The 18764-nt window shown below is 70.2% G+C and carries 24 protein-coding genes and 2 pseudogenes; 16 read left to right on the forward strand and 10 right to left on the reverse strand.

Annotation, left to right across the window (positions count from 1 at the left end):
• Positions 1 to 222: 222 nt before the first annotated feature.
• Together ACZ5GT_RS39705 and ACZ5GT_RS39710 are read right to left on the reverse strand one after the other, a co-directional pair.
• Positions 223 to 873 carry a response regulator transcription factor gene (locus ACZ5GT_RS39705; protein ID WP_469036517.1) on the reverse strand — a complete coding sequence of 217 codons (651 nt, stop codon included), beginning with the start codon at positions 871 to 873 and terminating at the stop codon, positions 223 to 225.
• The gene (locus tag ACZ5GT_RS39710; protein WP_469036520.1) at positions 861 to 2120 is read right to left on the reverse strand and encodes a sensor histidine kinase; all 1260 of its coding nucleotides are present in this window, start codon (positions 2118 to 2120) and stop codon (positions 861 to 863) included. Before ACZ5GT_RS39710 ends, ACZ5GT_RS39705 begins: the two co-directional genes overlap by 13 nt.
• 135 nt (positions 2121 to 2255) lie before the next feature.
• On the opposite strand from ACZ5GT_RS39710, the gene ACZ5GT_RS39715 reads away from it, so the two are divergent.
• From ACZ5GT_RS39715 to ACZ5GT_RS39730, 4 genes are all read left to right on the forward strand, one after another.
• Positions 2256 to 2771 carry a hypothetical protein gene (locus tag ACZ5GT_RS39715; RefSeq protein WP_469036577.1) on the forward strand — a complete coding sequence of 172 codons (516 nt, stop codon included), beginning with the start codon at positions 2256 to 2258 and terminating at the stop codon, positions 2769 to 2771.
• Positions 2772 to 2824: 53 nt separating this feature from the next.
• Positions 2825 to 3211, forward strand: a complete 387-nt coding sequence (locus tag ACZ5GT_RS39720) for a hypothetical protein (RefSeq protein WP_469036522.1) — start codon at positions 2825 to 2827, stop codon at positions 3209 to 3211.
• Positions 3150 to 3539 carry a class I SAM-dependent methyltransferase gene (locus ACZ5GT_RS39725; RefSeq protein ID WP_469036525.1) on the forward strand — a complete coding sequence of 130 codons (390 nt, stop codon included), beginning with the start codon at positions 3150 to 3152 and terminating at the stop codon, positions 3537 to 3539. Before ACZ5GT_RS39720 ends, ACZ5GT_RS39725 begins: the two co-directional genes overlap by 62 nt.
• A gap of 626 nt (positions 3540 to 4165) precedes the next feature.
• Entirely contained in the window at positions 4166 to 4447 is a 282-nt protein-coding gene (locus ACZ5GT_RS39730) for a transposase (protein ID WP_469036528.1), read from the forward strand.
• Here the strand turns inward: ACZ5GT_RS39730 and ACZ5GT_RS39735 are convergent.
• Complete coding sequence (locus tag ACZ5GT_RS39735) at positions 4386 to 4661, reverse strand: hypothetical protein (protein ID WP_469036580.1); 276 nt, start codon at positions 4659 to 4661, stop codon at positions 4386 to 4388. The genes ACZ5GT_RS39730 and ACZ5GT_RS39735 overlap by 62 nt on opposite strands.
• Positions 4631 to 4900, reverse strand: a complete 270-nt coding sequence (locus ACZ5GT_RS39740) for a hypothetical protein (RefSeq protein ID WP_469036583.1) — start codon at positions 4898 to 4900, stop codon at positions 4631 to 4633. The genes ACZ5GT_RS39735 and ACZ5GT_RS39740 overlap by 31 nt, the downstream gene beginning before the upstream one ends.
• A 413-nt stretch (positions 4901 to 5313) precedes the next feature.
• Here ACZ5GT_RS39740 and ACZ5GT_RS39745 point away from each other — a divergent pair, with 413 nt between their 5' ends.
• The gene (locus ACZ5GT_RS39745) at positions 5314 to 5964 is read left to right on the forward strand and encodes a DUF4232 domain-containing protein (RefSeq protein WP_469036531.1); all 651 of its coding nucleotides are present in this window, start codon (positions 5314 to 5316) and stop codon (positions 5962 to 5964) included.
• A 698-nt stretch (positions 5965 to 6662) separates the two neighbouring features.
• On the opposite strand, the gene ACZ5GT_RS39750 is transcribed toward ACZ5GT_RS39745, so the two are convergent.
• From ACZ5GT_RS39750 to ACZ5GT_RS39760, 3 genes are read right to left on the reverse strand one after another with little or no spacing between them, the layout of a single operon-like run.
• Positions 6663 to 7319: a DsbA family oxidoreductase gene (locus tag ACZ5GT_RS39750; RefSeq protein WP_469036534.1), complete on the reverse strand. Its 657-nt coding sequence runs from the start codon at positions 7317 to 7319 to the stop codon at positions 6663 to 6665.
• On the reverse strand, positions 7316 to 7582 hold the full coding sequence (locus ACZ5GT_RS39755; protein ID WP_469036538.1) for a tRNA-specific adenosine deaminase: 267 nt from the start codon (positions 7580 to 7582) through the stop codon (positions 7316 to 7318). The genes ACZ5GT_RS39750 and ACZ5GT_RS39755 overlap by 4 nt, the downstream gene beginning before the upstream one ends.
• A 3-nt stretch (positions 7583 to 7585) precedes the next feature.
• Complete coding sequence (locus ACZ5GT_RS39760) at positions 7586 to 7795, reverse strand: tRNA-specific adenosine deaminase (protein ID WP_469036541.1); 210 nt, start codon at positions 7793 to 7795, stop codon at positions 7586 to 7588.
• Between the two features lie 361 nt (positions 7796 to 8156).
• Here ACZ5GT_RS39760 and ACZ5GT_RS39765 point away from each other — a divergent pair, with 361 nt between their 5' ends.
• From ACZ5GT_RS39765 to ACZ5GT_RS39815, 11 genes and pseudogenes are all read left to right on the forward strand, one after another.
• Entirely contained in the window at positions 8157 to 8603 is a 447-nt protein-coding gene (locus tag ACZ5GT_RS39765; protein WP_469036544.1) for a MarR family winged helix-turn-helix transcriptional regulator, read from the forward strand.
• Positions 8604 to 9055: 452 nt separating this feature from the next.
• The gene (locus tag ACZ5GT_RS39770; protein ID WP_469036547.1) at positions 9056 to 10360 is read left to right on the forward strand and encodes an AMP-binding protein; all 1305 of its coding nucleotides are present in this window, start codon (positions 9056 to 9058) and stop codon (positions 10358 to 10360) included.
• Positions 10260 to 10478: pseudogene (locus tag ACZ5GT_RS39775) on the forward strand (ectoine synthase); the annotation flags it as partial. The gene ACZ5GT_RS39770 and the pseudogene ACZ5GT_RS39775, both read left to right, overlap by 101 nt.
• 71 nt (positions 10479 to 10549) lie before the next feature.
• Positions 10550 to 11704 carry an acyl-CoA dehydrogenase family protein gene (locus ACZ5GT_RS39780; RefSeq protein WP_469036549.1) on the forward strand — a complete coding sequence of 385 codons (1155 nt, stop codon included), beginning with the start codon at positions 10550 to 10552 and terminating at the stop codon, positions 11702 to 11704.
• A gap of 27 nt (positions 11705 to 11731) precedes the next feature.
• Positions 11732 to 12412, forward strand: a complete 681-nt coding sequence (locus ACZ5GT_RS39785) for a transglutaminase-like domain-containing protein (RefSeq protein ID WP_469036552.1) — start codon at positions 11732 to 11734, stop codon at positions 12410 to 12412.
• A gap of 21 nt (positions 12413 to 12433) precedes the next feature.
• Complete coding sequence (locus ACZ5GT_RS39790) at positions 12434 to 13243, forward strand: maleate cis-trans isomerase family protein (protein ID WP_469036555.1); 810 nt, start codon at positions 12434 to 12436, stop codon at positions 13241 to 13243.
• Complete coding sequence (locus ACZ5GT_RS39795) at positions 13240 to 13485, forward strand: DUF6253 family protein (RefSeq protein ID WP_469036559.1); 246 nt, start codon at positions 13240 to 13242, stop codon at positions 13483 to 13485. The genes ACZ5GT_RS39790 and ACZ5GT_RS39795 overlap by 4 nt, the downstream gene beginning before the upstream one ends.
• 471 nt (positions 13486 to 13956) lie before the next feature.
• Positions 13957 to 14277: a DMT family transporter gene (locus ACZ5GT_RS39800; protein ID WP_469036562.1), complete on the forward strand. Its 321-nt coding sequence runs from the start codon at positions 13957 to 13959 to the stop codon at positions 14275 to 14277.
• Between the two features lie 47 nt (positions 14278 to 14324).
• The gene (locus ACZ5GT_RS39805) at positions 14325 to 14726 is read left to right on the forward strand and encodes a DMT family transporter (RefSeq protein ID WP_469036566.1); all 402 of its coding nucleotides are present in this window, start codon (positions 14325 to 14327) and stop codon (positions 14724 to 14726) included.
• A 131-nt stretch (positions 14727 to 14857) separates the two neighbouring features.
• Complete coding sequence (locus ACZ5GT_RS39810) at positions 14858 to 15406, forward strand: winged helix-turn-helix transcriptional regulator (RefSeq protein ID WP_469036570.1); 549 nt, start codon at positions 14858 to 14860, stop codon at positions 15404 to 15406.
• A 496-nt stretch (positions 15407 to 15902) separates the two neighbouring features.
• Positions 15903 to 17048 carry a three-Cys-motif partner protein TcmP gene (locus ACZ5GT_RS39815; protein ID WP_469036572.1) on the forward strand — a complete coding sequence of 382 codons (1146 nt, stop codon included), beginning with the start codon at positions 15903 to 15905 and terminating at the stop codon, positions 17046 to 17048.
• Positions 17049 to 17059: 11 nt separating this feature from the next.
• Here the strand turns inward: ACZ5GT_RS39815 and ACZ5GT_RS39820 are convergent, their stop codons facing one another.
• The 3 genes and pseudogenes from ACZ5GT_RS39820 to ACZ5GT_RS39830 form a co-directional block, all read right to left on the reverse strand.
• Positions 17060 to 17827 (reverse strand): DUF5131 family protein, encoded by a 768-nt coding sequence (locus ACZ5GT_RS39820; RefSeq protein WP_469036573.1) that lies wholly within the window; start codon positions 17825 to 17827, stop codon positions 17060 to 17062.
• Positions 17828 to 18067: 240 nt separating this feature from the next.
• Positions 18068 to 18427, reverse strand: a complete 360-nt coding sequence (locus tag ACZ5GT_RS39825) for an effector-associated constant component EACC1 (RefSeq protein WP_469036575.1) — start codon at positions 18425 to 18427, stop codon at positions 18068 to 18070.
• Positions 18428 to 18644: 217 nt separating this feature from the next.
• Positions 18645 to 18764, reverse strand: a pseudogene (locus tag ACZ5GT_RS39830) (IS3-like element ISAar45 family transposase); the annotation flags it as partial.

Consider the following 18764-nt stretch of genomic DNA (forward strand, 5'->3'; position numbering starts at 1 on the left):
TTTGGACCGCAGCTTCGCAGACGAGCCCCCGGACCTCGGCAGACTTTGATGTTTACCGCCGCCCCCAGATCCACAGGTATTGACTATTCCTCCCGATTAACCATGATCGCCACGCCCGGATCATGCCACCTGCCTGGCACGACGCCTCACCCGCTATCACGCACCAACTCGTAAGTGCTGCTCAGCACCGTAGTCGACTGGGCATGCGGGCGTGATCGCGCACTATGCGGTCGCAACGCCCAGAAAGCGCAGCACCGCCAGGACGCGGCGGTGGTCGGCGTCGGCCTTGGGCAGGTCGAGCTTGGTGAAGATGCTGTTGATGTGCTTGGCGACCGCGCTCTCGCTCACGACCAGCTCGGCGGCGATGCCGGAGTTGGACCGGCCGCCCGCCATCAGCTCCAGCACCTCCCGCTCGCGCGGTGTCAGCCGGTCGAGCGGATCGCTGTGCCGGCGCACCAGCAGCTGCGCGACGACCTGCGGGTCGAGCGCGGTGCCGCCGGCCGCCACCCGGCGTACCGCCTCGGCGAACTCCTCGACGTCGGCGACCCGTTGCTTGAGCAGATAGCCGACGCCCGAGGTGTTGGCGGCGAGCAGATCGGCGGCGTACCGCTCCTCCACGTACTGCGACAGCAGGAGCACGGCGGTACGCGGGTACTGGCGGCGGATCACCAGCGCGGCGCGCACTCCCTCGTCGGTGAAGCCGGGCGGCATGCGCACGTCGACCACGGCGATGTCGGGCCGGTGCTCCTCGACGGCTGCCAGCAGCCCTTCTGCGTCGGCGACTTGCGCGCACACCTCGAAGCCGGCCGCCTCCAGCACCTTGACCACGCCGATGCGCAGCAAGAGGGAATCCTCGGCGATCACGGCGCGCACGGCAGCTCCACGGTGATGACGGTCGGGCCCCCGGCGGGGCTGCGGCAGGAGAACGTGCCGTCGACGGACGCGACGCGCTTGGCGAGCCCGGCGAGCCCGGTGCCACCGCCGGCCGCCGCGAGATCCGCGCCGCCCGCGCCGTCGTCAGCGACGACCACCAGCAGTGTCTCCCCGATCCGCTCCACGGTCACGTCCGCCCCGGTCGCATGGGCGTGTTTGACCACGTTCGTCAGGGCTTCGGAGACCACGAAGTACGCGACGGCCTCGACCGTGGGTGAGGGGCGCTGCGGCAGGTCCACCGCCACACGCACCGGGATCGGGAGGCGGGCGGCGACCCCGGACAGCGCGGCGTCGAGGCCGCGGTCCTCAAGGACGGCCGGATGCAGGCCGCGCACCAGGTCGTTCAGCTCGGCGATCGCCTCCTTCGCCTCGCGGTGCGCCTCGTCGATCACCTTGCGGGCGTCCTCCGGCAGGTCGCCGAGGGTGGACCTGGCCAGGCCCAGGTTGACGGCGAGTGAGACGAGGCGCTGCTGTGCGCCGTCGTGCAGGTCGCGCTCGATCCGCCGCCGCTCGGCGTCGGCGGCGTCGAGCACACCGGCCCGGCTCTCGGCGAGGTCGGCTACCCGGCGGGCCAGCTTCTCCGTGCGGCTGGGGCCGAGCAGGACCTCGGCCGCCCGGGTGTCCAGCCGCACCAGAGCGCCGGTCAGCCGGGGCCCGAGGAACAGCAGGGCGAGGCCGCCGGCGGTGATGTACGCGGCCTGCGTGGTGTATCCGAGGTCGGTGACCCGCCACTGCGGGGGCAGCGCCCAGATCCACACGTAGATGGAGGCGGCCACGAGAGCGGCGGCCCAGACGGCGAGGACGGCGAGGTCCAGGACGGCGAGCAGCGGACCCGCCACGGCGTGGTAGCAGACCTGCCGCCACAAGGCCCGCGTGGTCAGACGACGTACCGCCGACTTCCAGTTGCGTCCCGGCCCGGGTACGGCGGGGCGCGGAAGGTCCTTGCCGACGAGCGCCCGGTAGCGCCGCCGCTGCCCGGCGGTCAGCAGGGGTGTCACCACGAGCGTGAGCAGCACGGGCAGCGGAGTGACGTACGGCACCAACGCCGCCAAGGTGCCGAGCAGCCAGAGCCACACTGGCACCACGGCGAGGTGGAGCGGCAGGCCGGCGGCGACGAGCGCGGTCCGGTGTCCCGCCCTGCGGAACGGCCGGCCCACTACCAGCTGCAGCCACGTTGTGAGTTGCATGCGTCAAACGGTAAAGCCGCAGGCCATCCCCGTGCCATGACGCTCCCGCCCGGTTCGAGGGTGCACTTTTCTGCACCCCGGGTCGGAACCCTGCGTGACTGACGGCGCCCTGGTGTGCGGCGGAGGGTGGAGCACGTGAAGGGGAGAGCCGGCGGGGAGCGGGGGAAGACGATGCGTCAACTGGTGTTGCGTAATGACGAATTGGCCGGTGCCGAGGGCTTCGACCGCGCCAAGGTCATCCCGCTCCACGAAGAGGCGGAGGAGCCGCGCCCGGCGCGGGGCATGCGGCGGGCCGGGTGGCTGCTGGTCGCCTGCGGGCTCGCCCTGCTGCCGTGGCTGTACGTGCTGGCCACCGGCCTGCCAGCCACCGCGACCGCGGCGCACTGGCCGGTCGCCTGGGTCGGGCTCGACGCGCTGGAGGCGCTCGGCCTGATCGCCACCGGCCTCCTCGCCGCCCGCGGTGACCGGCGGCACGCCCTGGCAGCCGCCGCGACCGCGACGCTGCTTGCGGTGGACGCCTGGTTCGACACCACGACCGCGGCCCCGGGCGGCGACTTCGCCACCGCGGTCGCCATGGCGCTCGGCGCCGAGCTGCCGCTCGCCGCGCTGTGCGGCCGACTGGCGCTGCGGGCGCTGAGCCGGCCCGCGTGACGCCGACCACCCAGCCACATGCCACGGACCGAATCGATCCACCGGAGAACACCATGCACCGCATCACCACCGCCCCCGTCGCCCCGATCCCGGCCCGGACCCGCTGGGCGGTCGCCGCCGGCGCGGGCGCCGCGTTGGCCGCCGCCTGGTGGTTGGGCGACACGGCGCCCTATCCGTACGCCCAACGCGGCCTCCTCGACGTGCCGTTGCCGTTCCTGACCGCCGACCGGATAGACGCCGTACTGCGGCCGCGGCCGGGGGAGCGGATCCTGGAGATCGGCCCGGGGACCGGACTGCAGTCGCTGCACGACGCCCCGCAGCTCGGGCCGGAGGGACGGCTCGATGTGCTCGACATCCAGCAGGAGATGCTCGACCACGATGTGCCGCGCCGAGCGCGACGGCCTGGCGACGATCACGCCCACCCGCTCGGACGCACGTGAACTGCCCTACGCCGATCGGACATTCGACGCCATATACGCCGTGACCGCGCTCGGCGAGATCCCCGAGCCGGATCGGGTACTGCGCGAGGCGGTGCGGGTGCTGGCACCAGGCGGGCGACTGGTGATCGGCGAGTTCTTCGACCGGCACTGGATCCCCTTCGGCCGTCTGCACCGGCTCGCCGACGCCGCCGGCCTCCACCTGACAGAGCGCCGCGGCCCAAACCCGGCATACCTCGCCCGCTTCCGACCCTGCAACGCCGACGCGCCAGGCCACCAGAGCGAGCGCCTCGCCCACAGCGACCGGGACACCGACGACGGGGTAGCGTGAGCACCGCACGCAGGGACCGCGATCACCGAGCGGAACAACCTGGCGCGCGGCAGGCCGTTCCAGGAGACGAGGGGGCTCCGCCCCAACCGCGGCCAGCCACGAAAACCGCGGCGCCCCCCGCAAGGTGAGAGGGGAGTCCTGCGGCTTCTGCTGCGTGATTCCGGTCTCCGATCGTGCTGGGTCCTCTCCGGCAGCAAGCCCGGGCGGCGGCGATAAGGCGGGTGCGTCCAGCAGCCCCGCGGAGTTCTGCGAGCGGGCCTGTGGTGGTGCAGTGCCGACTGGCCCATTGCGCGCGGTTTTCGGCGGTGCTACCCAGCCACAGGTGAGCGGGGCTGGTGTAGCTGAGGCGGGTACAGGTGAGTGGCTGTTGTCGTTCCGATCTTGAGGGGTGTGCGTCGAACGGGAGTCTCGATCGGGTGACTGCGGCTGGTCACCGGCATGAAGGCAGGGCCTCTCGGTAGCTCGGGGTTGCGAAGCCAACCGAGATCCAGGAGACCCTGTTGCCGCAGTTGTACGTGCTTGCGCCGGCGGAGTTCAACTCGGCTGCACCGTCGTGTGATTGTGTTGCTCACCGATTCGGGAATGCGGCCGATCATCCGGAACGTGTTCGGCGGTATCCCTCGGACATGACGGACGCGGAGTGGGCGGTGGTGCGGCCGCTGCTGCCGGTGCCGGGCTGGATGCGCGGCCGGGGCGGGCAGCCGGAGGCGTACTGCCACCGCGCGATACTCGATGCGATCCGCTATCTCGTCGACAATGGCATCAAGTGGCGGGCGATGCCGGTGGACTTCCCGCCGTGGGACCGGGTCTACGCGTTTTTCCGCCGCTGGCGTGACCACGTGCTGGTCAGGGAGTTCCACGACCGGCTGCGCGCCAGCCGGTGCGCCAGGTGTCCGCCGGACCGGTGATGTCCAGGCTGACGGGGCTGTTGGCGGAGCCGCCGGTGGCGGTGTCGGCGGTGGTGGTGAGCGAGGCCGGCTCCGCGCCGGTGCCGGTGGTGGACCAGTCGCCGCTGAGCGAGGACACCTCGATCTGCGAACTGCCGCAGGTGGTCAGGCAGCCGGAGCGGGTCAGGCGCAGGATCACGCTGTTCAGCCGGGCACCGTCGGGAATCGCCGACAGGTCGGGCTGGAGATGGCCGCGCCGTGCGGTGTGCCGTCGCTGCCGACCTTCAGGGTGCTGGAGGGGGCCGCGGCGGTGGTGCCGTCGGCGGCGACCGTGGAGGCGGTGAGGGCGCCGGCCGGGACGGTGATCGTGGTGGGAGTGCCGCTCGACGTGCCGTCGGCCACGTCGGCGGTGAAGGACTGCGAGGCGGTGTACGCCGAGCATCGGCCGGTGCGGCCACCGCGCTGAGCGGGCACGGCGCGGAAGCTGCATACGTGGTGCTCCGGGGCTGGGTTTCTCGGGCTCGGGCCGTCGTTGTGCGGCCTCGCCCTTGCCGCTGAGCACGCTGCCGGGCCCTGCTCGCCCGGTGAGGAACCCGCGTGGGGCCGCTGCGTGCACGCGCGCCAGCAACCGACGAAGGCTGGGGCACCGACCGGGGACAAGGACCGCCATGTCACAGGTCCGTCCCGGCGGGCCGTGGCCGCGCGCGGGACGGAGCGGTGCGAAAACGCCGTCTCGTCGGGCCTGTGGCCCGGTGGCCGACTTCGTCTGTAACAGGCCTGTCCGAGCAGGCGGTTGGGCGAAACGCACCACGGACCGGACGGCTCTTGATGTGCAGAACGACTCGAACTCACGGACCGTCACACCGACCGACATCAAGGAAGACATCATGCGCGTCAGCAGGATGACCATCGCTGCCCTGGCCGTCGTCGCGGGTCTCTCGCTCACCGCCTGCCAGAACGACGACATCGCCACGGACCGGAACGACTCGGGCACCTCGTCCGCCCCGTCCTCTGCGAACGGTGCCTCGAGCTCCGGCGACTCGGCGCAGGACACCACGAAGGACTCGAACGAGGACCAGGGCACCGTCGCCGGGACCGGCTCCAACAAGGGCGGTACGGTCGGCAAGTGCCGCACCGACGAGCTGGAGGTCACGGCGAAGGACGCCACCATCGGCGGCGACACGGACGGCACCGTCGCGGTGGAGTTCACCAACGGCGGCGGCCGGGACTGCACGATCTCGGGTTACGCCGGTGTCGACCTGAAGACCAACGCGGGCTCGCTGTCCGCCAAGCGCACCGGAAAGCAAGCCACCTCGGTCGTCCTCAAGGACGGCCAGTCGGTGTCCTTCGCCATCACCTACCCGGTCAACGACTCCGGTGGCTCCGGCGTCCGCATCACCGGACTGGTGGTGACCCCGCCGGACGAGATGAAGTCGGTCTCCCTCGACTGGCCGGGCGGCGCCTCCCTGCCCGTCACGGACGGCACCGGCACCCCGGTGAAGGTCGGCCCGATCGGCAGCGCCGGCCAGGGCGGCTGACCCGCACCCCGGACCCCCGCCCGATCCACAAGATCAAGGTGAGCGTGCGGAGGGTGTCCTGGCCGACCAGGGCCAGGCCGCGGCCGAACCGCTCGCGCAGGCCGGCCGCGACGGACGACGTCCGCGAGCGTCGTGGTGGGGGCGTCATCCGTGTCGCCCTGGTACCGCTTCGGCATCTCCGGGTCGGTGTGCAGGATGCGCCGGGTCCGTGGAGACAGGTGATCACGGCGACCCCCGACCCCCCGCCCACTGCCACCCCACCACCCGCTCACACCCACCCGCTCACACCCACCCGCTCACACCCGTCGGCACGATCATTCCGGTTCCAGGAAGCGGTGCGGGGAGAACGAGTCGAGCATCCGCTGCGGTGAGCAGGACGACCACGGCACAGCCCGGTTCCCCGCAGGCGGTGGGCAGGCCGGCACAGCCGCGACGGCTCACCGGCCGCCCGGCGAACCACACCGGCTCCGCGACGGCCACCCCCGCGACGGCTACCAGTGGCGACGGCTACCAGTGGCGACGGATCGCCGAACCGGCCGGGCAGGCCGGGACGGACGGGACGGACGGCCCCTCGGGGGAATCCGGGCCGTCCGTCGCCGCTTCCCGGGGTGTTCCGGGAAGCGGGTACCGCGTACCGGCCTCCGGCGCGGTGGGCGGTGGCTCGGGGCGGCGGCGGTCTTCGTGGCGGTCGCCGTGGTTCAGCAGCCGTCGATCCCGCAGGCGTTGCCCTGGCTGACGGCCAGGAAGGCCTGCTCGTCGAGGACCGCCTTGCGCAGCTGGGCCGCGTTCGGCACGCCCTCGATGCGGTGCCGGTCGTTGACGATGATCGTGGGAACGGCGGAGATGCGGTACGCCTGTGCGGTGCGCAGGGCCTCCTGGTGGGTCTCCCGGTAGGTGCCGTCCTTCAGTGCGCGTGCGTAGTCGTCGGCGTCGAGGCCGAGTTCGGAGGCGATGGCGGTGAGCACCTCCGGCCGGCCGATGTCCTGGTTGTCCTGGAAGAACGCCCGCAGCATGCGCGGGGTGTACTCGGCCGCCTTGCCGTGCTCGGCGGCGTACTGGTAGCCCTCGAACGCCAGCCGGGTGTACGGCTGCGGCGAGACGGTGGGCAGGGTGATGTCCACCCCCATCCGGCGGGCCATGGGGTAGACCGAGCTCGCCCACACCGAGGGCAGGTAGTCGTCCTCGGGGCGCAGTGTCGGCTTCGGGTAGGGCCGCAGTTCGAACGGCATCCACTCGATGTCGACGTCGAGGTCGTGCGTGGCCTCGTGCAGGGGTCCCTCGGCGAGCATGCAGTACGGGCAGACGTAGTCCGACCAGACCTTGATGCTCACCCGGTCGTCGGTCGCGTCGTTCATCGCAGCTTCCCCTTGCTCATGAGGTACTCCTCGAACGGCTTGGTCGCGTCCGGCACCTGCAGGTGCGTCACCTTCACCGGCCAGTCGGCCGGGTCCTTCGCGAAGATCGAGTACGAGCCCGAGTAGTCGAAGCCGTACTGTGCCGCCGTCTTGCGGTCGACGGCGTAGACGATGTGGCTGACGTTGAAGTACAGCGACGCCATGTAGCACAGGGCGCACGGCTCGCCGGAGGCGATCAGTGTGGCTCCGGCGGTCGCCCACACCCCTTATTCGGCTGTGGCGTTGCGCAGCGCGACGACCTCGGCGTGGGCGGTGGGGTCGTCGTCCTCGCGCACCCGGTTGAATCCGGTGGCCAGGATCTGCCCGTGGTTGACGACGATCCCGGAGAAGGGGATGCCGCCTGCGGCGACGTGCTCTGTGCTGATCCGCACCGCCTCTTGGACGTGTTCGGCCAGCCGGCTCTCGGCGGGTGTCATGGCTGCGCTCCTGTCAGAGGGTGGTCGGGCGGAGCGGAAGGGCGCCGCCTGGGATCGGGTCGGAGCGGGGCGGCCGGCCGAGGCGGTCTTCCGGTGCGGGCCTCGGCGGTGCGGGTGCCCGGCGCGTGCCTGGTCCCGGAGGGCGGGGGCGGCCGGGCCGGCGGGCGCTGCCCCGGCGGAGGGGACCGCCTGAGGGATGCGCGCCGCGTCCTCCGGCGCGGAGACACCCCTTCTCCGCTTGCTTGTACTTACAAATGATTGCCCTGCGGACACCTCCTTGCGAGATCGAGGGACCGGAGCAGAAGATTGCATGAACATGTATCTTGTTGTCAACGCCGCCCGGGAGGAGCCAGTACCCCAGATGACAGTCATCCCTCAGGCGCCCGCCGCGTCCTCCGATCAAGCCATGTGGAACAAGGTGCTCACCTTGCATGCACATGTGGAACGCCAGCTCACCCAGGTGCTGCAGCGCAAGCACGGCATCGGCCTGTCCGAATTTCGCGCCCTGGAATGCCTGGTCCAGGCCGCCGAGGGCGAGTTGCGCATGCAGGACCTTGCGGACAAGGTGGGTCTCGGCCAGAGTTCGGTGACACGCCTGGTCGGCCGCCTGGACACGGCCGGATTCGCCTTCCGGGACCTGTGCCCCGACGACAAACGCGGCGTGTACGCAGTGATCACCGACGAGGGCCGGCAGCGCTACGCCGTCGCCCGCGGCACCTACGGCGAGGTGCTGAGCGCGGCACTGAACACCGCGGGAGCCGTCCCCGAGCTCGCCCGTACCGTCCAGGCGCTGCGCAGCGGCGTCTGACCTGCGCTTTCTTCAACATCCGCGAGCCCGGCCCCGACAAGGGGCCGAACGAGAGCCGCCCGGTTCCCCGGGCGGCTCTCGGCGTTTCCCGGCTCCGGCGCGGCGGACGGCGGCAGACGCCCGGCTCCTTAGGCGAAGCGCCCCGTGCGCCTGCGATGCCTCGGCCGTACGTCCCTCACGCCTTCGAGTGAACAGCCGATGAAGCAATTCCGTCACACCGGGGGGAAGTGAACTCTCTCTCACACCCGTCACAGACGGTACATGCTTGACTCTGCATACATTCCCACTACGGTGAATGACCGAACGACTACGGGGGGCGTAAACGGAGCCGGCTCGATCCGGTGTGCCCCGGGCTCCGGACACGGCTTTCCGACGCACCTCATGTGCCGTCACCCCCCTTGGGGCCGCAGATCGCTGTTCCCGTCGTATCCGGGATGAACAAGGGGGGACCCATGCCATCCTCACGTCTGTGTGACGCGCTGGCCGCGCACGCCCGGCACCGGCCCGAGGGTGTGGCCCTGGTGTGGGGCGGGCGGCGCACCACGTATCGCCGGCTCGCCGGCCTCGCCGGGGAACTGGCCGCCGCGCTGGACCGCCTGGACCTCGACCGCAGCCGCCCGCTGTGCGTACCGGCACACAAGACGCCGGAGACGATCGCCCTGCTCATCGGGGCCTTCCGGGCGGGGTACGCCGTCCTCGCCCCTTCGCCCGGGCTGGGCGCCGCGGTGCTGGAAACGCTCACCGCGCAGGCCCGGTGCTCCGTGGTCCTCACCGTCGACGACCAAGGCGGGCTGCACCACGACGACGTCCCGCAGGACGAGGCGGCCGCCCGCGGATTCGACGCCGTGGACCCCGCCGCCGCCCGCCTGCTGCTCACCACCTCCGGATCCACCGGAACGCCCAAGACCGTGCCCATCGCGGCCGGCGCCTTCGACCGGTTCGCCGCATGGGCCGCCGAACGCTTCCGGCTCACCGAGCGGGACACACTGCTCAGTCACGCCCCGCTCAACTTCGACCTCTCGCTGCTCGACGTCTGGACGGGGCTCCTGCTCGGCGCCACGGTCGTGCTCGTCGAGCAGGACTCCAGCACCGACGCCCGCCACCTGAAAGACCTGCTCGCGCAGCACAAGGTCACCTTCGTGCAGGGCGTCCCCATGCTGTACCGGCTGCTCACCCAGGACAACGCCCGGCACCCGCACGTCCGCACGGTGATCTTCACCGGGGACGCGATGCCCCGTCCGCTGCTGGCCCGGCTCGGCGCGGCCTTCCCCGGCGCCCGCTTCCACAACGTCTTCGGCTGCACCGAGACCAACGACAGCTTCCTGCACGAGGTCGACCCCGCCGCAGCGGCGGACAAGACCGCGATCGGCCGGCCGCTGCCCGGCGTACGGGCCCTGCTCCTCGACGGCGAGGGGAAGGTCCTCGACGGGCCCGGCACGGGTGAACTCTTCGTGTCGACCCCGTTCCAGACCGCGGGTTACCTGCAACGGGAGCGCAACGAAGGGGTGTTCGTCCCCGCGCCCGACGGCGGACCCGAGGTGTTCTACCGCACCGGCGACGTCGTCTCCCGGGACGCCGAGGGCCTGCACTGGCTCGACGGGCGGACCGACTTCCAGGTCAAGGTCCGCGGTGTGCGCACCAACGTCCAGGAGGTCGGAGGCCTGCTACTGCATCAGCGGTTCCGGCGAGGTCGTCACCACGGACGGGACGCGCTTCAAGATAACGGAAGGCACCATCTACGCCCTCGACAAGAATGACGCGCACCACCTCGTGGCGTCCGACTACGAGGACCTGAGACTGATATCCGTCTTCAGCCCCGCCCTGCGCGGCGACGAGAAGCACACCCTGTCCCCCGACGGCTTTTCCCAGTACTGAGTCCCGTGTTCCGGGGCCCGCCTACAGGCCCCGGCCCCTCACTCACCACGTACCGGAAGGCCGACACAGTCATGACATCCGCATTCGCGCAGTCCGCTCCGCAGACCCCCGACCCCGGCCCCGACCCGTATGAACTCGCCGCCCCCCCCCGGGCCGAGGAACTCAACCGTGACGTCGAAGAGTTCGACGCCCGCGCCGAATTCCCCTGGGACAAGTGGAAGACGATCCGGCGCTCGGGAATCCTGGCGGTCCCCTTCGAGACACGTTACGGTGGCCGCGGCGGCACCCTGACCGAGACGATGCGCGCCCTGGAGGGACTCGGCCACACCTGCCGGGACGCAGGCCTCGGCTTCAGCGCCTCCACCCAGATCGTCAGCGTCGGCGTGCCGCTCCAGGCGTTCGGCGGCGAGGAGCTCAAGTCCCGCTTCCTGCCGCGGATCATCTCCGGCGAGCTGATCACCGCGCATGCCATCACCGAGCCGGAAAACGGCTCGGACGCCATGAACATCACCACCACCGCGCGGCGGGACGGCGACGACTACGTCATCGACGGCGGCAAGACGTTCATCACCAACGCGCCGATCGCCGACCTGTTCCTCCTGTACGTGCGCACCGGCGACCCCGGCCCCTTCGGCCTGAGCGTCTTACTCGTCGAACGCGGCACCCCCGGCCTGCGGATCGGTGAACCGCTGGCCAAGATGGGACTGCGCACCTCCCCGCTGAGCGAGGTGACGTTCGAGGGTCTGCGGGTGCCCGCCGCCCGCCGCATCGGCCAGGAGGGCGCCGGCTTCCTGATTCTCGACCACGTGATGAAGCGGGAGATCCTGTTCTCCTTCTCCCTCACGCTCGGCGAGATGAGCCACCGCCTGGAGCGGGTGATCCGCCACGCCAGGACGCGCCGCCAGTTCGGCCGGCCGATCGGCCGGTTCCAGGGCGTCTCGCACCGGATCGCGGACATGAAGATCGCGGTGGAGACCTCGCGCAAGTGGCTCACCGACACCGGCGCCAAGGTCGAGGCCGGCCAGGACGCGGCGATCGACATCGCCGCGACCAAGACGGTGGTCAGCGAGGCCAACAAGACCACCGCTCTGGACGCGGTGCAGATCTTCGGCGGCCAGGGCAATCTGACCGGCACCGGCATCGAGCGCGACGCCGTCGGCGGAACCATCTACTCCGGCACCAGCGAGATCCAGCGCAACCGCATCGCCGCCCTGCTGGGCCTGTGAGCGGACGGCGCCGACGAAAGGGTGACCATGAACGCCATCACGAGCGCCGAGCACGTCCGGCTCACCGCGCCCTCCGAATTCCTGGACCACGACACCGACGCCGTCCAGGCCTTCGTCGACCACGCGGTCGCCGACCGGGCCGCCGACAAACGCCGCCTCGCCGTCGAGCTGTACTACGCGGTCCGCGACGACGTCTTCTACGAGGTGTACGGGGCCGATCTGTCCCCCCGGGGACTGCGGGCCAGCCACAACGCGACCACCAGGAAGGGCTTCTGCCTGCACAAGTCCGTACTTTACGCGGCGGCCTGCCGGGCCGTGGGCATCCCTGCCCGTCTGCACTACGGCGACGTGCGCAACCACCTCGCCTCCGACCGGCTGCGCGCCCACATCGGCGGAGACGTCTTCTTCCACGGCCTCAACTCCGTCTATCTGAACGGAAGATGGGTGAAGGCCACCCCGGTCTTCAACAAGATCCTGTGCCGCCTGTACGGGATGACACCGCTGGAGTTCGACGGCACCGCCGACAGCGTGCACCACCCCTTCGACGACCAGGGCAAGAAGAACATGGAGTTCGTCGCCGACCACGGCGGCTTCGACGACGTGCCCTACGAGTTCGTCATGTCCCAGATGCGCCGCAAGCACCCCCGCTTCCTGGACGGCAGCGGCACGGTCCGCGGCGGCTCGCTGGCCGCCGAGGCGACGGCCTGACCCCGAGAGGAGCCGACCATCATGAGCAACATCCAGGCCGAGAAGGACGGCTGGGAAGCCCGGGCACGGATCGGCGTGGTTGTACCGCACGCGGACGTCGGCCCGGAGTCGGAGTTCCAGGCGATCGCCCCCGACGACGTCTTCGTCCACGGCTCACGCGTGCACTTCGCGGCCATGCGGCCCGGCGGCGAGATGGACCCGAAGATCCCGCACGACCCCGTGCGCGCCTTCGTGGAACCGCCGCACATCGACGACGCGGTGGAACTGCTCGCCGCCTCCCCCCTCGACGTGATCGCGCTCGGCTTCACCAGCTCCGCCTACGTACTCGGCGCGAGCGGCGAGAAGGAACTGTTCGGCCGGCTGGCCACCCGTACCCGGGGCATCCCGCTCACCGGCACCACCGCGGCCGCCGTCACCGGCCTCACCGCGCTCGGCGCCCGCAAGGTGGCGATCGTCAACCCGCCGTGGTTCGACGACCGGCTCTCCCGGCTCGGCGCCGGCTACTTCACCGAGCAGGGCTTCACCGTCGTCCACCACGGCCCGTGCGGCCTGCCCAGCAACCAGAAGCTGATCACGCCCGAGGCCCTGTCCGACTGGATCCGCACCACCGTCGCCGGCCACCGGCCCGACGCCGTCCTGGTCGCCGGCAACGGCATCCGCGCGGTCGGCGTCATCAACGCCCTCGAAAAGGAGCTGGGCTTCGCCGTCCTGACCGCCAACCAGGTGCTGTTCTGGCACGCCCTGCACCTGGCCGGCGCGAGCGAGACCGCAACCCGGATCACCGGCTACGGGCGGCTGTTCGACACGGCACCCGGCAGCGGCGCGTCATGAGCCTGCTGGCGGCCGACGGCCACATCGCCCTGTTCGGCACCCCCGAGGGAGACTCCTACAGCCTGCCCCTGGTCTGCTGGCGCGACGGCGGCACCACCGTCCACGGCCTGGTCCTGCACCGCGGCGCGCTGCGTCAGGCCGAACTCGTATCCGGCTTCCGCCGCTACGCGCACAGCAGCAAGACCATCCCCTCCTTCACACCGGAGCAACCGCAACCGCGCTACGCCGGCACAGCCGGCTGAAGCCACTCGGGCCCGTCCGGCACCACCCGCACGGGCCCGCCGACACCAACGGCAACGGCAGCGGCAGCGGCAGCGGCAGCGGCAGCGGCACCACGACGACGGCATCCCCCTCACACGCACCCGGACAACCAGCGGCAGACACCCCCTGCCGCCACCCCGGACAGCACGGACCCGCGACCCGACCCGGCCGTGCCGGCTGGCGCGCAGGGCGTGTCCCCCAGCCCGCGCCGGTCACTCCCGGCGCTCTCCCCAGCGAGATTGACAGCAAGATACATGTTCATGCAAGCTTTATCTGCCTTCGCGAAGGCTCGCGACGCAGCCTTATTGGCGTGATTAGCATGCACGTACAAGCAAATTCTGTGGGGGGAAGTGCGGCCTGGCCGCTGTTCCTGCCGCCGCCACGGGCCACCGCCGCCCCACGGCGGCCCGGCCCCTGACCAGGCCGGCCCCCCACCGGACGAAAGGACCGCCATGCAGTGGCTCTACCTCGCCATCGCGGACATCTTCGAGATCGTCGTCGCCATCGCGGCCGGCAAGGCCGAAGGCTTCAAGAACCGCCGGTGGACAGCCGTCACCCTGATCAGCGGTGCGCTCGGGACCTACTTCCTCAGCAGGGCACTGCTGACCTTCGACGTCGGCGTCGGCTACGCCATCTGGACGTCCATCGCCGGCGTCGGCATCACCGTTCTCGGAGTGCTGCTCTTCGGCCAGCGCCTGAACTGGCGCAAGGCCCTCGGCGTCGCCGTCATCATCGCGGGAGTCGTCGGTCTCCAGCTCAGCGGTGCCGCCTAGAGATCCCGCCCACACCTGATCCGCATCCCCCGAAAGGACCCCGGTACATGTCCCGCACCGAGCGCTCCTCCGCCAACTCCTGGCTCATGCTCCTCCTCGCCGGAGGATTCGAAGTCGGCTACGCGCTCTCCGTCGGCGGCAGCCACGGCTTCACCCGCCTGTCGTGGTCACTGGTCGCCGTCGTCTTCTTCCTCCTGACCCTCTGGGCCCTGAGCGTCGCACTGCGCACCATCGACGTCGGTATCGGCTACGCAGTCTGGGCGGGAATCGGAGCAGCCGGCGCGGCACTGCTCGGCCCGGCCTTCTTCGACGAGACCCTCACCCCCGTCCAGACCCTGTGGCTCGGGGTGATCATCGTCGGAGTGGTCTGGCTCAAGCTCGCCGACAGGCCGCAGGAACCCCAGCAGGCCGCTGTCAGGCCGCGGGAAGTCCAAGCCGCAGAGCGCTGAAGGGTCTCCAGCCCGGTCTCGTGTGACGGTCCGCCGGCGGAGTCCTTGTCCGGAGAACCCAAGTGGCGGGCACCTGGGCCTGGCTGAGAGTCTCGTTCCCCGGTTAACCGCACTGTGCTTCAATGCGTTCAATGAAGGCGAAAAAGCAAATGCTCACCTTCCCCGTCAGTAAACCGGGTACGTTCCTGTCCACCCGCGGCACGGGGGCTCACAAGCGTAGTGAGCTGGAGACCGCGCTCAATTCGGCCGGTCCGGCCCCCGTGCTGGAAATCGACTTCACCGGCACCGAAGCCATGACCCACAGTTTCGTGGACGAGTTCCTCGGCAAGCTCTACGTGTCACTGGCGGCTGGCGACGTGCAGGCTGCCGCCGTCCGGCTGATCGGGCTGAACGAGGAGACCCGTGAGTCCGTCGCCGTCTGCCTCGAGCGTCGCAAGCAGTTCGCCGTGCAGGGCGAGGACCACACATTGCTGGGCGACACCACTGTCATGCCGGACACCTACGCCCAGGCCCGCCGCCTCGGCACCTTCCGTGCCCAGGAACTGGCCGAAGCACTCGGCATTTCCGTCACCAACGCCAACAACCGGCTTAAACGCCTTGTCCAAGCGGGAGCCTTGAGCCGCAACCGCGCACCCGGCCCGGAGCGGGGCGGCAAGGAGTTCATGTACACCCTGCCGTAGGAGTTCACCCGGCACTTTTGCACCTTCGGCGGGCGTCTGTGCACATCGCCGCCGCTCTGAGGCTGATGCCTACTCCGTCCGTTGCCCGTGGTGTCACTTCCTTCAGCGCACCCGCCCCGCCTCCCCATGACGCCAGCCTGCGGTGCTATCTCCCCCATTGGCCAACCCACGGCCGCCGTCGGCCCGCCCCGTCGCCGACGACGGGCAGGGGCCCGGTCTGCTCCCCCATCGACGACGACGCCCTGGTGAGCGCCCAGCGCACCGCCTTCAACTGGGCTTCTCTGGCCGATCCACCGCGGGCACCCTCCACACCGTGCATGGAGCGGCTCAGCTCAGCGCTGATTGGTGGCCGAGGCGACAGGTCGCCGAGCCGAGGTCAGGGCGGCGTACGCCTCGGAGCACTTGGAAGCGTGGGCGTCCTCGCTCGTTGCCGTGATGGGTCTCGGCGCGGGCGGAAAGGCACTCTGGTGCCTGACGGGTGCTCAGCGGACAATCGGTGCACATTCTGTTGACCGAGGGGGCCGGCATGGGTGTTCTGTGGCCGCTGGAGCCTGCTACGGCAGCCAAGCATCGCCTTTACCAGCGATATCTCGATGCGTGGTGGCCGATCCTGCTGCAGACGTCGCAGCGCACCGGATACAGCCGGCCCCGGGTGACACTGCTGGACGCCTTCGCCGGACCGGGCCGGTACGAGGGCGGAGAGCCCGGTTCCGCGGTGTTCATCCTGGACCGACTGCTGAACCACACCGCCGTTGACCGGATGAACCTCACTCCCCAGCGGGTCCACCTGGTCTTCATCGAGAAGGACCGGGCCCGCCACGAACACCTCGTTGCCGAACTGACCGGCCGGTTCGGCAACCTGTCACAGCTTCCGGTGCGAGTAGAGGTCCGTCGTGGGGAGGCGGGACGGGACAGCATCGCGGTGCTGACCGAGTTGCATGCGTGGGGCCATCCCATTCTCGGGATCTTCGACAGCTGGGGCAGCGTGAACGTGCCACTGGAGGTGACGCGCAGGATCGCCCGCAACCGTTCCAGCGAAGTGATCACCACCTTCGGGCCCAACTGGTTCAGCCGCCGGGAAGAGCTGAACGCCGATGTCCTCGATACGGTGTTCGGCGGCCGTCAGCACTGGGCGCCGGCCGCGGACGAGGCCCGGCCCGATGAACGATGGCGGGCGTGGCTGGGCACCTACCGCAGCGCGTTGCGGCGAGCAGGCTTCGACTACCAGTTGCAGTTCCGGCTGGTGCCGCGCACCGGGCAGCCCCTGTATCTGGTGTTCGGCACCGGCAGCGACACGGGCCTGAAGGCGATGAAGGAAGCGATGTGGAAGGTCGACGACCGCGACGGCGAAAGCTTCCAGGACCCCCGCACCCGCGGCGCCCAACCTGTCGGGCAGCTCGATCTCTTCCAGGCGTTCGAGACGTGCGACCCGGAACTGCTGGAGCTGGTGGCGCAACGGCTGGCGTCCGGTCCCGCCACGGTGGAGGCGGTCGGGCAGTGGCTGCTGACTGAGACCTCCCGCTGGATGCCGACGCACGCTTTGAAGGCGGTGCGGCAGATGCGTCAGGACGGCTCCGTGGTGATCCTGTCGTCGGGCAAGCTCACCAGCAAGAGTCAGGTGAGCCTGCCTGCTGCTGCCTGACGTCACGCTGTTCAGGCCGGGGCGCGGTCCCGGGCTTGCGGATACTCCCGCACCCGTAGGCCGGCGGGGAAGTGTGCGATGTCCTTGTGATGGGTCTTGTTCCAGCACGAGCCGAGCTGCTTGACGAACGGCGCCGTCCCGGACTGCCTGCACTGCTCGACGATGGCGCCCGCCCAGAACAGGTCCATCGGCCGGGCTCCCGGACCGGACTCCCCGCCGACGATCACCCAGTCGATGCCGTCCAGCTCCAAACCCGTGAGCGGGCCGAGCAACGGCTCACACGACAGGAACCGCACCGCCGCCGGCACCAGCCGTAGATCGTCCACACGCGGCAGTTCCTTCGCGCTCTCCACCGACACGCCCATCCACAGATTCCCCGGCCACTGCAGGCGTTCCGCAACCTGCCGTAGCCGCCGCGCCCGCTTGGTCAGAACCTGATAGGTGTGCTGCGGCGTCGACGCCATCACATCGAACACGCGCTGTACGTAATCCAGCGGGACCCGGGCGTGGAAGAGATCGCTCATGGAGTTCACGAACACCGTGCGCGGGGTGCGCCAGCCCAGCGGCACCTGCAGCGCCTGCGGATGCACAGTCAGCCCGAAACCCGGACCGGAGGTACGAGGATCCCCGTCGTTCTGATACTTCGCCGACCCCATCGCCTTCAACCGCTTGGCGAGCGTGAGCGCGTAGCAGTTGTCGCACCCGGCCGACACCCGATCGCAGCCCGTCGTCGGATTCCAGGTCGCCTCGGTCCACTCGATAGAACTACGGTCACTCACCAGTCCCCCTCCACCCTCATGCCCGAGCCGCCTCGACACCTACCGCACGTCACGGTGCGCTGCCTAACGATGCCGCCTCAACCGCAGTAGCGGGAGGCGTACACGGGTATGCGGCCGCTTCTGATATCTTTCCGAACCCCCTGAATCGAACCCCCGTTTGATGACGCCCGGGCCAGGGGGCATGTCATGCAGCCCGGAGCCGACGCACCCTGGCATGGACGCCGTGCATGACGACCCCGGCTATCGCAGCGTTACTGCAAGCCAGGCACAAGCGGCGTCACTGGTCTCGAGTTCCAGGGTGCGGTCAGCCCGGGCGATGGAGATGCGGATCTTGGTCGGGGTACGGCGGTTCTGCAGCCAGGTGGCGAGGGAACCGGCCAGGACGGTGGCGATACCGCTGGAACCGAGGGACACCGTCAGCAGTTCGAGACCAGCCCCGAGCTCATTCTCCGCCGGTGGGGCGGGCACCACATGCACACGTCCCTGGAGGCGGCGCTCACCGCGGAGCCACCCGATCAGCGCCAACTGATCGTCGAGGCCAGTTGCCGAGTCGAGCCCGATCTGAACGTCCGCCGCCCCGGTGCCCTCGGTGCCGTGCATCGCGTACTCCCCCGCCTGCTGCGCTCATCTGACGCCCGAGACTGCCCCAGGCTCGAACAAGTAGTCAGCCTACGGGGGACGGGGCCGTACAGCTCGGACCAGGCCCGACGAAGCTATATAACGCCACGGGACAGAGACTTCTCCGGGCCCTCCCCCGACCCTCGCTACCGGCGGCCCCCTGCCCAGGGCCTGCTGCATGATCGGGTGACAGCGGGTTTTATGCAGCCAGAGCTGCGGGTGGAGTCATGATGGTCTCGTACTCGACGGGGGTCAATCGGCCCAGGCGTCGTTGCCGTCGGCGCCGGTGGTAGGTCCGTTCGATCCAGGTGACGATCGC

The sequence above is a fragment of the Streptomyces sp. NPDC031340 genome (assembly GCF_055569945.1).

Excerpts from the sequence above, each read along its gene's own strand:
- ACZ5GT_RS39710 (WP_469036520.1), bottom strand. The coding sequence starts at position 2,120 with ATGCAACTCACAACGTGGCTGCAGCTGGTAGTGGGCCGGCCGTTCCGC.
- ACZ5GT_RS39720 (WP_469036522.1), top strand. The coding sequence starts at position 2,825 with ATGCACCGCATCACCACCGCCCCCGTCGCCCCGATCCCGGCCCGGACC.
- ACZ5GT_RS39725 (WP_469036525.1), top strand. The coding sequence starts at position 3,150 with ATGTGCCGCGCCGAGCGCGACGGCCTGGCGACGATCACGCCCACCCGC.
- ACZ5GT_RS39730 (WP_469036528.1), top strand. The coding sequence starts at position 4,166 with ATGACGGACGCGGAGTGGGCGGTGGTGCGGCCGCTGCTGCCGGTGCCG.
- ACZ5GT_RS39745 (WP_469036531.1), top strand. The coding sequence starts at position 5,314 with ATGCGCGTCAGCAGGATGACCATCGCTGCCCTGGCCGTCGTCGCGGGT.
- ACZ5GT_RS39750 (WP_469036534.1), bottom strand. The coding sequence starts at position 7,319 with ATGAACGACGCGACCGACGACCGGGTGAGCATCAAGGTCTGGTCGGAC.
- ACZ5GT_RS39760 (WP_469036541.1), bottom strand. The coding sequence starts at position 7,795 with ATGACACCCGCCGAGAGCCGGCTGGCCGAACACGTCCAAGAGGCGGTG.
- ACZ5GT_RS39765 (WP_469036544.1), top strand. The coding sequence starts at position 8,157 with ATGACAGTCATCCCTCAGGCGCCCGCCGCGTCCTCCGATCAAGCCATG.
- ACZ5GT_RS39770 (WP_469036547.1), top strand. The coding sequence starts at position 9,056 with ATGCCATCCTCACGTCTGTGTGACGCGCTGGCCGCGCACGCCCGGCAC.
- ACZ5GT_RS39780 (WP_469036549.1), top strand. The coding sequence starts at position 10,550 with ATGACATCCGCATTCGCGCAGTCCGCTCCGCAGACCCCCGACCCCGGC.
- ACZ5GT_RS39785 (WP_469036552.1), top strand. The coding sequence starts at position 11,732 with ATGAACGCCATCACGAGCGCCGAGCACGTCCGGCTCACCGCGCCCTCC.
- ACZ5GT_RS39790 (WP_469036555.1), top strand. The coding sequence starts at position 12,434 with ATGAGCAACATCCAGGCCGAGAAGGACGGCTGGGAAGCCCGGGCACGG.
- ACZ5GT_RS39795 (WP_469036559.1), top strand. The coding sequence starts at position 13,240 with ATGAGCCTGCTGGCGGCCGACGGCCACATCGCCCTGTTCGGCACCCCC.
- ACZ5GT_RS39800 (WP_469036562.1), top strand. The coding sequence starts at position 13,957 with ATGCAGTGGCTCTACCTCGCCATCGCGGACATCTTCGAGATCGTCGTC.
- ACZ5GT_RS39805 (WP_469036566.1), top strand. The coding sequence starts at position 14,325 with ATGTCCCGCACCGAGCGCTCCTCCGCCAACTCCTGGCTCATGCTCCTC.
- ACZ5GT_RS39810 (WP_469036570.1), top strand. The coding sequence starts at position 14,858 with ATGAAGGCGAAAAAGCAAATGCTCACCTTCCCCGTCAGTAAACCGGGT.
- ACZ5GT_RS39825 (WP_469036575.1), bottom strand. The coding sequence starts at position 18,427 with ATGCACGGCACCGAGGGCACCGGGGCGGCGGACGTTCAGATCGGGCTC.